The sequence below is a fragment of the Chloroflexota bacterium genome (genome assembly GCA_009840625.1).
Classification (GTDB): Bacteria; Chloroflexota; UBA11872; order UBA11872; family VXNJ01; genus VXNJ01.
Genome location: VXNJ01000008.1, coordinates 63,364 through 74,766 on the forward strand (window position 1 = coordinate 63,364; position 11,403 = coordinate 74,766).

At 66.4% G+C, this 11,403-nt stretch carries 9 protein-coding genes, 1 tRNA gene and 1 pseudogene (1 of these 11 only partly in view); 1 reads left to right on the forward strand and 10 read right to left on the reverse strand.

Annotation, left to right across the window (positions count from 1 at the left end; translation table 11 throughout):
• The 10 genes and pseudogenes from F4X41_05700 to proB form a co-directional block, all read right to left on the reverse strand.
• Positions 1–904 (reverse strand): annotated as a pseudogene (locus F4X41_05700) (hypothetical protein) (it extends 143 nt beyond the left edge of the window).
• Positions 751–1,494, reverse strand: coding sequence for a di-trans,poly-cis-decaprenylcistransferase (uppS, locus tag F4X41_05705; protein MYB16514.1), 744 nt, complete (start codon positions 1,492–1,494; stop codon positions 751–753). Before uppS ends, F4X41_05700 begins: the two are co-directional and overlap by 154 nt.
• Positions 1,495–1,496: 2 nt before the next feature.
• On the reverse strand, positions 1,497–2,054 hold the full coding sequence (locus F4X41_05710) for a ribosome recycling factor (GenBank protein MYB16515.1): 558 nt from the start codon (positions 2,052–2,054) through the stop codon (positions 1,497–1,499).
• Complete coding sequence (locus tag F4X41_05715) at positions 2,054–2,788, reverse strand: UMP kinase (protein ID MYB16516.1); 735 nt, start codon at positions 2,786–2,788, stop codon at positions 2,054–2,056. The genes F4X41_05710 and F4X41_05715 overlap by 1 nt, the downstream gene beginning before the upstream one ends.
• A 30-nt stretch (positions 2,789–2,818) precedes the next feature.
• On the reverse strand, positions 2,819–3,283 hold the full coding sequence (locus F4X41_05720) for an elongation factor Ts (GenBank protein MYB16517.1): 465 nt from the start codon (positions 3,281–3,283) through the stop codon (positions 2,819–2,821).
• A gap of 49 nt (positions 3,284–3,332) precedes the next feature.
• Positions 3,333–4,316: a 30S ribosomal protein S2 gene (gene rpsB / locus F4X41_05725; GenBank protein ID MYB16518.1), complete on the reverse strand. Its 984-nt coding sequence runs from the start codon at positions 4,314–4,316 to the stop codon at positions 3,333–3,335.
• A gap of 189 nt (positions 4,317–4,505) precedes the next feature.
• A tRNA-Pro gene (locus F4X41_05730) sits at positions 4,506–4,580 on the reverse strand.
• A gap of 45 nt (positions 4,581–4,625) precedes the next feature.
• Positions 4,626–6,617 carry a hypothetical protein gene (locus F4X41_05735; GenBank protein MYB16519.1) on the reverse strand — a complete coding sequence of 664 codons (1,992 nt, stop codon included), beginning with the start codon at positions 6,615–6,617 and terminating at the stop codon, positions 4,626–4,628.
• Entirely contained in the window at positions 6,592–7,905 is a 1,314-nt protein-coding gene (locus F4X41_05740) for a glutamate-5-semialdehyde dehydrogenase (protein MYB16520.1), read from the reverse strand. The genes F4X41_05735 and F4X41_05740 overlap by 26 nt, the downstream gene beginning before the upstream one ends.
• A complete protein-coding gene (proB, locus tag F4X41_05745; protein MYB16521.1) occupies positions 7,902–8,993 on the reverse strand; it encodes a glutamate 5-kinase in 1,092 nt (363 codons plus the stop codon). Before proB ends, F4X41_05740 begins: the two co-directional genes overlap by 4 nt.
• A gap of 330 nt (positions 8,994–9,323) precedes the next feature.
• Here proB and F4X41_05750 point away from each other — a divergent pair, with 330 nt between their 5' ends.
• Entirely contained in the window at positions 9,324–11,339 is a 2,016-nt protein-coding gene (locus F4X41_05750; GenBank protein ID MYB16522.1) for an elongation factor G, read from the forward strand.
• The last annotated feature ends 64 nt before the right edge of the window (positions 11,340–11,403 follow it).

Here is an 11,403-nt window from a genome sequence, read left to right on the forward strand (position 1 = left end):
TTTCTATCCTCCCCCGGCCCCGTGGGTGGGTTGGGTTGCGGCGCTTGGTGTCGGTCCCCCCCCCCGCGCCTGCTCCCCCCCCGCCCCGCCGCGCGCCGGGCGCGCCGCCCCCCCCCACCGCACCCGCCAGCAGCGCCAGCCATGGAGCTGGCACGTCAAGCCAGATCGAAAACAGCGCCCCGGCCGCCAGAGCCCCGGCCGTCCCCCCGGCCAGCCCTTCCCAGGTCTTGCCCGGCGAAACCGCGGGCGCCAACCGGTGGCGGCCGATCGCGCGGCCGACGGCAAAGGCAAACGAGTCGAATGAAAACACGCTCGCCGCCAGAAAAAGCAGGAGCAGCGAACCGTCGTCGGCGTCGGCGATCATCAGCCCGCAAAGCATCGCCGGCGCCAGGTAGAGGACCGACCCGCCCGCGGCCGAAAAACCTCGGAGGGCGTCCGTTGACATGGATCGCACCAGTTCCAGCGCAAACCCGAACAAGGCGATCGCGCTGCCGCCCAATATCAGGCCGGTCCGGTACCCGGGAGTCGCGTCGTCAACGACCGCCAGTCCAAGCAGCAACAGGGGCAGCGCCGGCCAGGCTCGCCGCCACCAGGGCGATCCGGCATGGACGAGACCGACGAATTCTCCGGCCGCAACCGCGAAGAGGCAAATCGCCAGGCCGAACGTCCACCAGCCGCCCAGCCAGACCAGGGCGACCGTCAGCGGACCCAGCACCGCCGCGCTGGCAATCCGCCAGACCAGTCCCTGCCTTACCGGCCCGAAACCCGTGGCGAATCGGTAGGCGCGTGTCCGAAGCGGCGCTGCCGGAGACGGAACTCGTCCAGCGCCTTGTCGAGTAGCTCGGGGCCAAAGTCCGGCCACAGCGTCGGTGTCCACCAATACTCGGCATAGGCGCTTTGCCACAGCAGGAAGTTGCTCAGCCGCAGTTCTCCGCCGGTCCGGATGACCAGATCCGGGTCCGGTTGACCGGCGGTGTAGAGGTAGTCGGCCAGGCGTTCCTCGGTGACCGCCTCGAGGTTCGGTTCGGCGCGCATCAGCTTGCGCACCGCGCGCACGATCTCGCTGCGGCCGCCGTAGTTGAAGGCGATGTTCAGCGTAAAGCGGTCAAAGTTCGCGGTGGCCATCTGCAGCTGTTTGATGGTCAGCCGCAGGGCCGGCGGCAGGCGGTCCAGGGAACCCAGCACGCAAACCCGGATCCGGTTCCTGAATATCCGCCGCCGCTCCGCCCGCAGTCGCTCGTCCATGAGCAGGAGCAGGAAGTCGATCTCGTCGGTGGGCCGGCTCCAGTTCTCGGTCGATAGCGCATAAACGGTCAGGTGCTTGATGTCGCGGTCGAGGCAAGCCTCGATGATTTCGCTCAGGCGCAGGCTGCCGGCGCGATGCCCCTCCGAACGCGAAAGCCCGCGTTCGGCCGCCCAGCGCCCGTTGCCGTCCATGATGATTGCCACATGCTCGGGGAGCCGTGCGACGGGAGAAGATGGTTCCGGCGCCATTCTTATATCTCGAGGACCTCGGCCTCTTTGCTGCGACCCAGATCGTCGATTCGGTCTATCTTGGTCCTGGTCACGCGGTCGAGTTGCTCCAATCCGCGATGCGCCTCATCTTCCGAGCACATCTTTTCCTTCGCAGCTGTGCGAATGTCATCGGCGATGTGGCGGCGGATGTTGCGCACCGCCACCCGCCCGTCTTCAACCTTGCGGTGGACGAGCCGAACGAGTTCCTGCCGGCGTTCGGCCGACAGCGGCGGGAACGGCAGCCGAATCACGTTGCCGTCGGTCGACGGGTTGATTCCGATGTCGGACATCTCGACAGCCTTTATGACGGCTTCGACCAGGCTGCGGTCCCAGGGCTGGATTACCAGCAGTCGGGCTTCCGGCGCGGCGATCGTGGCCAGCGACTTCAGATCGGTAGGCGCCCCGTACGCGTCGATCAGCAAGCCTTCCACCAGGGTGGACGATGCGCGTCCGGTGCGGATGTGATCCAGCTCCCGGCCGAGCGCCTCTACCGACCGGTCCATGCGCACGTCGGCGTCACCAAGAAATTCATCTACCATCAGCCCGGCTCCACCCTCGTTCCAATACTTTCCCCGCGCAGAACACCCACCAGATTCTTGGCTTTCTCATCCAGCTCGAAAACAACTATGGGCATGTTGTTCTGCATGCAGAGCGAGAACGCGGTCGCGTCCATCACCTGCAGGCGGCGGTTCAACGCCTCAATGTAAGTTATCTTCGGAAAATGAACCGCGTCCGGGTGTTTTTCCGGATCCCGGTCGAATACGCCGTTCACGCGGGTGGCCTTCAGCAGGATGTCGGCATCCATCTCGCTGGCCCGCAGCGCCCCGGCGGTGTCGGTCGTAAAGTACGGATTGCCGGTGCCGGCGCCAAAGATCACGATGCGGCCGCGCTCCAGGTGACGTACCGCCCGGCGCCGGATATATGGTTCGGCCACCTCGCGCATCTCGATCGCCGTCATGACCCGGGTTTCGACCCCCAGCGCTTCGATTGCCTGCTGCAATGCGAGCGCGTTTATCGCCGTGCCGAGCATGCCCATGTAATCGGCGGTCGAGCGGTGCATTCCCCGCGCCTGAGCCGATTCTCCGCGCCAAATGTTGCCGGCCCCAACGACCACTCCCACCTCGACTCCGACGTTGTAGGCCGCTACGACCTGGCGAGCCAGGGCCGCCACCCGCTCGGGGTCGACTCCAAAGCCTGATTCATCAGCCAGCGCGGTCCCGCTGAGCTTTAACATCGCCCGCCTGTAGACCGGCGGGTCGGCCACAGGTTGCATCAGGGGAGCTGGGCCGGGGGAAGGTGGGGCTTAGATCTCAAACCGTGCGAAATCGGAGACCCGTATGTTCTCTCCGGTCCGGGCGATCGATTCCTGAATCAATTCGCCCACCGTCCGCGAGGGATCGCGCACGTAGCTCTGTTCCAGAAGAGCGTCGCCGTCGCCCTCGTCCTCGGCGCCGACCCGACCGGGGTCTAGTGCGGCGATGTGCATCGCCAGCTCCTTGGCCAAGGTCTGGAACTCTTCGGTGCGGGCCACGAAATCGGTTTCGCAGGTCAGCTTTACCATCGCCCCCAGCGGACGGTTGGGATGAATGTAGGCGTGCACCAGTCCTTCGGCGGTTTCGCGTCCCGAACGCTCTGCCGCCCGGGCCAGGCCAGCGGCTCGCAGGATCTTGCGCGCCGCTTCGGGATCGCCCTCCGACTCTTCGAGGGCCCGGCGGCAGTCCATCACTCCGGCGCCGGTCTCGGCCCGGAGCGACTTTATTGCCGCGATGTCTGTCTTGATCATGTCCGGTATCTCCGTCAATTGGCAGGGTTAGGGATCAGTTACTGGAGTCCGAGCTTCCGGCAGCGGTCGGGGATTGCCGCCGCGGACGACCGGCGCCGCGGCTGCGGCCACCGGAACGTCGGCCGCCGGATCCGCGCCGGGAAGTCGCACGCTCGCGGGCGGGCTTTTCCTCGCCGTCGCCGTCACCGCTCCGGTCGGAGGTCTCCTGCTCGAGCTTGGCGGTTGCCGCCTTCTGCAGCAGCGCCTGCTTCTTGCGGGCAAGGTCGCGGCGGATCTGTTCCTGGCGCTCGCGTTCCTGACGCTCGCGCTGTTCGCGCTCCACCCTGGCGCTTTCGTAAGCCTCCCAGGCCGGTTGGATTCCGCTGCCCAAGGCGCCCAGGACCAGTCCGACCGACCGCAGCGAGTCGTCATTGCCGGGGATCGGCAGGTCGACGGTGTCGGGATCGCAGTTGGAATCCACCAGCGCTACGACCGGGATGCCCAGCGCACGCGCTTCGCGGACCGCGTTGGCTTCGCGGTTGGGATCGATTACCACCAGCGCCTGCGGCAACTCGGTGAGATGGGCGATCCCGCCCATCTTCCGCTCCAGCCGCTCCAATTCGATTTCACGGCGGCGTCGTTCGCGCTTGGGTAGTGCGTCGAATGCGCCGTCGGCGGCCCGGATCCGCAGCTCGCGCAGGGTCTGCAGGCGGTGCTTGATCGTCTCGAAATTGGTCAGGGTCCCGCCCAGCCAGCGTTCGATCACGTAAAACTGGCCGGTGGAGTTGGCGATGTCCCTGGTGGCATCCCGGGCCTGGCGCTTGGTGCCTACGAATATCACCCGGCCGCCGCGCGATACGAGCGCGGAAAGGTAGGCGTGGGCAGCGTCGATCGCTTGGACCGTCTCGCGCAGATCGAAGATGTGAATCTCGTTGCGAGCGCCGTAGATGAAACGCGCCATCCGCGGATTCCAGCGCCTGGTCTTGTGGCCAAAGTGAACGCCGTTGGCCAGCAGCTCTTCCATTGCAACTACGGGCATGGAAACAGTCCTTTTGGTCTTCCGCAGCCCTCAACCCACTGACAGGACCGTCGACTTGCGGCGGCAGGACTGCAGTGGTCCGGCGGCGTGATTGATAGTGCGGCGTCCCCAATTCCGGCGATTGCCGGCATCGGATCGGCCGCTTGATTTTATTTGGCCGAACCCGGCGGCGGTTGCGGCGAGAAAAGGTCGGGGAGGGGGGATTTGAACCCCCGGCCTCGTGCTCCCAAAGCACGCGCGCTAACCGGACTGCGCCACTCCCCGCCGGCGGCGGTGCCCGAGTCTATGGCCGCCGGGCCCGCGCCCCGATCACCCCAGGTCCCGGGCGGGCGCGGCGATCAGGTCCGCCAACGCTGCTTCCAGTTCCTGGATTTGGGCCTGCAGATGCGGTTCCAGATCGGCTACCGGCCAGGGCGCCGGTTCGGGTTCCGATTCGGGGTCGGTTACCGGCGGCGGCTCTTCGGCGATTGGTCGCTGGAATCGGTGCAGGAGCTGGCCGTCGCTTTCCTCGCCGACCCGTTTGAGCCAGTTGATGTATTCCTCGGGATGAATGCTGCGGGCCACGTCGGTGGCGATCATGTACCGGTTCGGCCAGGCAACGAAAGAGGAGTGGAATGCCGCCCGCCGGGCCTCCTCCTCGTTGCGTTGCACCCGTCGCTCGATCGATGCGTACGCGCCGCGGGCGCCGTGTTCCGTCTGATCTATCGTGCCCGCCGGCAGTTCCGGATTGATTACCCATTCGTCTTCCGGTTGGTCGACCCAGGCCGAAACCCGCGCATCGGCCATTTCGACCTGCCGGCCGTCCGGCGTACCCCAGATGTCGAATGCCAGGGTCTGGCGGCGGCGGTCGAAGCGACGCGTTATCAGCAGCGCGCCCGGCGTGTCGTTGACGAACCGCATGTCCAGCGAGGGTTGCCAGATCGAGGCGTCGAATCCGATCGGCCAGCCGCCCAGTTCGTAGTAGTAGACCCGGTAGAGGTGCTTGTGCCGTTCCAGGACGGGCAGGCCGGCCCAAAACGCGGCCCGGAACAGGGTCGTGGAGACCTGACAGATTCCGCCACCGATGGCGAACTCGGTCGCGTCGGCCAGGATCACCAGGCCGTCGACGAACCCGCGGTCGTACTCGATCGGCCCCAACGCCTCGTTGAACGACAGCGTTTCGCCCGGCAGAACCAGCGTGCCGTCGATGTGCTCGGAACCCACATCGATGTTGTGAATCCGGTAATCGGCCGATCCCAGGAAGGTGCTGTCGCCCTCGGCCAGCTTGGCCACTATTCCCAGCTGTTCGGCCAGCGGATTGTTCCAGGTCAGACGGTCGTAGAGTACCGGTGCCTCGACTTGGCGGCTCTCCGACGTCAGCTCGGACGCCATGCGCCCGACCAGCCCCTGGCTGTCGAGTCGGCGACCCTGGATCGGCAGCTCGAAGCGGGACACCTTGGCGGTCTCGGGGTCGAATTCAATGTCGCCCGGGGTTCCGGGTCGCGATATGAACGAATCGATCTGGTTCAGGGTGGGCAGCGCATTCGGATCGAAGCCCACCCGCAGCGTTCCGGCTTCGGCGGTCGCAATCAGCGCGCCGATCAGTTCGAGCTGGCCAATCTGCCAGCCCCCGGCGCCCTCGGGGAAATTGATGTTGGCCGGAGCGGACACCAGCTCGCGCGCTCGTCCCAAGGCGGCATCGGCGGCGGAGTCGCTGATCGCCGGCTCCACCGCAATTGCTGTCAGCGGGATCTGCTGCTGTTCCAACCTCCCCTCCGCCAGACCCTGGCGCAGGGTCGCAAGCGCCGGGCGGATATCGAATCCGCTGCCGCTGCGCGCGCGATGAACGCGCGGTTGGCCTCCGCGGAAATCGATCTTCGCATCGACCGGCGGCACCATCACCGTCCGCCCGAGGCCGTCGATCCACCTGCGAAGCTTGGATTCTTCGAGATCGAAGGTCACGGGATGCGAACCGCCGCGGCCGGGATCTCGCACCGCCTCCATGAAGATTTCGCGATAGTTGGCCCGCAACCCCACGTCGGCCGCGGTCGGCGTCCAATCGCCCTGGCTGGCGCTGAACCTTATTGGCGCCGCCAGCCATCCGGCCACCGCGCGTTCAAGCTTGGCGCGGGCCGGGCCCGGAGACATCCCGCCCAGCTTGACGCCGCCGATCTCCAGGTCGGACGGCAGCGGATTGCGATTCAGCCACGACGCCGCTCCGACGCCGGCGGCGATGCCGACCCCGCCGGCGACCGCGCCGGCGATTACCCGGCGGCGCGCCAGCCGGCCGGCCGGGTTATCGCGGCCGAACCTGGCCCTCACCGGTTACAACCCACTTGTAAGAAGTCAGTTCCTCGAGGCCCATCGGACCCCGGGCGTGCAGCTTCTGGGTGGAGATTCCGACCTCGGCGCCCAACCCGAATTCGCCGCCGTCGGTGAACTGGGTCGAGGCATTCCAGTAGACGGCGGCGGCGTCGATTTCGCGCAGGAATCTCCGTCCGACCCCGTCGTCTTCGGTGACGATCGCCTCGGAATGCCCGCTCCCGTGCGTGCGGATGTGCTCGATCGCGGCATCGGGTCCGGCAACCACCGCGACCGACATCTGCAATGAAAGCCATTCGGTGTCCAGGTCGCCGGGTCCGAGCGGCTCGACCCCATCCATCGCCTCGAGCAGCGAGCGGGCTCGGGGGTCGGCGTGCAGGGTCACCCCGTTTTTCGTGAGGTTCGCCCCCACCGCCGGCAGGAAATCGGGTGCCACAGCGGCGTCGACCAGCAGCGTGTCCAGCGCGTTGCAGATTGAAGGGCGACGCGTCTTGGCATTGACCACGATGCGGTGGGCCTTTTCCAGATCGGCATCGCTGTGCACATAGGTGTGGCAAACCCCGAAGCCGGTTTCCAGAACCGGCACGACCGCGGTGCTAGCGACGAATTCGACCAGGCCGGCCCCGCCGCGGGGGATGACCACGTCAAAATGCGACCGCATCCGGAGCATGTCCCCGACGATCGCCCGATCGGTGTCCTTAACCAGACCCACCCACCCGTCGGGCAGCCCGCAGCGCCTGCCGGCGTCGCCGAGCGCTGCAACCAGGGCGGTATTGCTGGCGATGGCCTCGGAACCACCGCGCAGTACGGTGGCGTTGCCGGACTTGAGGCAGATCGCGGCGACGTCGACGGCAACGTTGGGTCGACTTTCAAATATGACTCCGCAAACTCCCAGCGGGACCCGCACACGGGATATCTGCAATCCGTTGGGCCGGCTTCGGCGGTCGATCTCCGATCCGATCGGATCCGGCAGCGCGATCAACTCGCGCACCGCGGCGGCGATCCCGGCTATGCGGTCGTGGTCCAGGCGCAGCCGGTCCTGCATCGAAGCCGACATGCCGGCGGCGGCAGCGGCGGCCATGTCTATTTGGTTGGCGGCCAGGATGGAATCGCCGTGTTCGACCAGGGCTTCGGCGATCGCCTCCAGAGCGGCGTTCTTCTGGTCGCTGCTGAGCGCGGCCAGGGCCGGCGCGGCGCGGCGCGCGGATTCGGCGCTGGCCACGAGTCCGGGGTCGAATTGGCCGCCGTCGGGCGCGACCCCGGCGGCAGGGGCTGCGGTGTTCGTCATAGGACAACCATGTTGTTGCGGTGGATGACCTCGGCTCCGAATTCGTACCCGAGGCGATCGCTGATCTGGGAGGAACTGGCTCCTGCAATCCTAGAAACATCTTGGCAGTCGTAGGAAGCGAGCCCCCGGGCGATCTCCTGGTCGTCGGCATCCAGGACCGCGACCAGATCGCCGCGCTCGAAGTCGCCGCTGGCGTCGAGCACCCCGACCGGCAGGAGGCTGCCGCGGCGGTAGCGCAGGGCGTCGGCCGCGCCGCTGTCAACGCGGATCGTTCCGCACGGCGCAAATTCGGCCAGCATCCAGCGCTGGCGAGAACCGGTGCGCCGCGAAGGCGCCGAAAACCAGGTCCCGATCCGCTCGCCCCCGGCGATCCGCACCGTCACGTTGGGCGTCCTTCCCGAGGCGATCACGGTTACCGCGCCGTGCGATTGGGCCAGCCGCGCGGCGTCGAGCTTGGAACGCATGCCGCCGACCGAGTGGGTCCCGGAGGGTGCCCCGGCCAGACGGTAGTGCTCGTCGGTGATGGCGCCGACCTCGCGCAACAGCTTTTGCTCGCCGTTGGCGGCGCGCCCGTAAAACCCGTCGACGTCGGTGAGGATCACGAGGATGTCGGCATCCACCAGGTTCGCGACGAGGGCCGACAGACGGTCGTTGTCACCGAATTGCAGTTCCTCGGTCGCGACCACGTCGTTTTCGTTAACGATCGGCAGAATCCCCATCCCCAGCAGCGCCAGGCAGGCGTTGCGGGCATTTAGGTATCCGGAACGCCGCTCCAGGTCGGAACGCGAAATCAACGCCTGGGCGGCCAGCCGGCGGTGTCCTTCCAGACAGCGGCGGTAGGTCTCGATAAGCGGCGACTGACCCACCGCGGCCAATACCTGGCGGACCGCGGTCGATTCCGATCCGTCGCCGCGGCGGCCCAGGATGCCGGCCCCGGTGGCGACTGCACCGCTGGAGACCAGCATGACCTCGTGGCCTTCCTCGAATAGGCCGGTGATCTGCTCGCAGAGATCGGCGATAAACCCGTCATCGAGGTTGCCGTCGGACCGCGTCAGCAGCGACGATCCGCACTTGATCACTATGCGCATTGGGGATGTTGTTCGAAGGGTTGGCCGGGCAATTCCGAAGGCATGCACATCCAGTGGCCGCACCGCCCCAAGCGGGTGCCGGCAGCGAACCGCGGCTGAACGTCTCCCTAGATTTTCGCGCCCGCCCGGTAGCCCCGCGGCAACCGTCCGCCAATCCGCCGGAGGCCAACGGACGGTTTATCAGTCCGGCCGGTCGCCGGCGGGCGATTCGGCCGAATCCGAATGGAGCGCGGTCCGGCGACGCACTTGGGCAAAATCAAAAGTTCCCTGATGAACCGGGGGCCAGCGAAAATTGCAACCCGGCTACCCGACCGACGGTGAGAAGCAGCGATGAAGCAGTACCCGACTGATCACGTCCGCAACGTGGTCCTGCTCGCCCAGAAAGGGAACGGCAAGACCACGCTGGCCGAAGCCGCGCTCTACGCCAGCGGCGTCACGTCACGCATGGGTCGAGTCGAGGATGGCAACACGCTTTCTGATTTCCAGCCTGAGGAAGTCGCCCGCCACACCTCGACCGCCCTGTCGGTGTTGGCGTGCGAGTGGCAGGGCCGCAAAATCAACATCATCGACGTTCCCGGGGACCCCGAATTCGGCGGCGAAATCACGTCCGGCATCTGGGCCGCCGACTGCGCCGTGATCATGGTCGACGCGACCGCGGGGATCGAGGTCGGCACCGAACTTGCCTGGCTGAACGCTTCCCGCGCCGATCTGCCGGTGGTATTCGCGCTCAACAGGCTCGATCGCGAGAACATCGACTTCGCGGCCGTGGTGTCCGAACTTGGCGAGGCTTACGGGGCGGTGACTCCGATGCAGGCCCCCTACGGGACGGGTTCCGCATTCGCCGGCGTCGTCGACCTGATCGGCGAATCAGGCTTCCAGTTCGGGGAACGGACTTCGCAAAGCGAAGCAATTCCCGACGCGCTCGTCGAGGCGGCTGCTGCCGACCGCGCCGAATTGGTTGAGGCGATCGCGTCGCAGAACGAAGACTTGATCGAGCAATATCTGTTGGACGAAGAGATTTCGGCCGCCGACCTGAAGTCCACCCTCGCCGACGCCGTAGCCGCCCGCGAGCTGTTTCCGCTCTACTGCATATCGGCGGTCAACAACGCCGGGGTCGACTTGTTGCTGGCGGCGCTGGCCGAAATCGCGCCGCCGCCGCGGGCCCGGTCAGAGGGTGCCGATTGTGCGGTCGCCTTCAAGACGATCGTCGATCCCCAGATGGGCCATCAGACCTACCTGCGCGTGTGCGCCGGCGACGTTTCAGGCGGCCACACCCTGCACAATCTCAGCCGCTCCGGCGACACTCGGATCGGCCACGTCTTCGCTCCTATCGGGCGTGAGCAACAGGAGGTGCCGGGATTCGCGGTTGGCGACATCCTGCGAGCGCCCAAGCTTTCCGACACTCATACCGGCGACACCCTCAGCGCCGACCGCAACGGCGACCCGCTGCCCGGTCCCAAGATGCCGGACCCGAACATGGCCCTGGCCGTGAGCCCCGAGTCCAAGGCCGACGTGGACAAACTGTCCACCGCCCTGCACCGGTTGACCGAACAAGACCCCTCGCTGCAGATCACCCGGGAAATGGAAACCGGGGAGACCCTGCTGTGGGGCCTGGGCGACTCCCACCTGAACATCGCCCTGGAAATGATCGCCTCCAAATTCGGGGCCAAGGTCGAGGTGTCAACCCCGAAAGTGCCGTATCGCGAAACGATTCGGCGACCGCGGGTCGCCAACGGCCGCTACAAGCGCCAATCGGGCGGGCACGGTCAATTCGGCGACGTGACGATCGTGCTGGAGCCGCTGCCGCTGGAGGAAGGTGAGTTCGAATTCGTCAGCGAAATAGTCGGCGGCGCTATCTCACGCAGCTACATTCCGGCGGTCGAAAAAGGCGTAGTGCAGGCAATGTCGGAGGGGATCCGCGCCAAATACCCGGTGGTCGGCTGTCGGGTCCGGTTGACCGACGGCAAGGAGCATAGTGTGGACAGTTCCGACCAGGCATTTCAGCTGGCCGGAGCGGCCGCCTTCCGCAACGCCGCGGCCGAGGCGATGCCGACCATTCTCGAACCCATTCACGAAGTCCGGATTACGGTCCCCGACAACTTCACCGGGGCGATCATCGGCGACCTTAATTCCAAACGTGGCCACATCGTCGGCACCGACCAAGGCCAAGATTCGCAGGCGGTCATCATCGCCGAGGCACCGCTCGCCGAAACCCAGCGCTACGCGGTGGACTTAAAGCAGATGACGCAGGGCCGGGGCAGCTTCACAAGCTCTTTCCTGCGATACCAGGAAATGCCGCAGCACCTGCAGAAAACGGTGGTAGACGCCTCCAACGGCTCCGGTTGAGTAAGCGCGGCTAGGAGCCTGCGCCGCAGAAACCCGTGAAGGAGGATCGCCCTTCCCGGCAAGG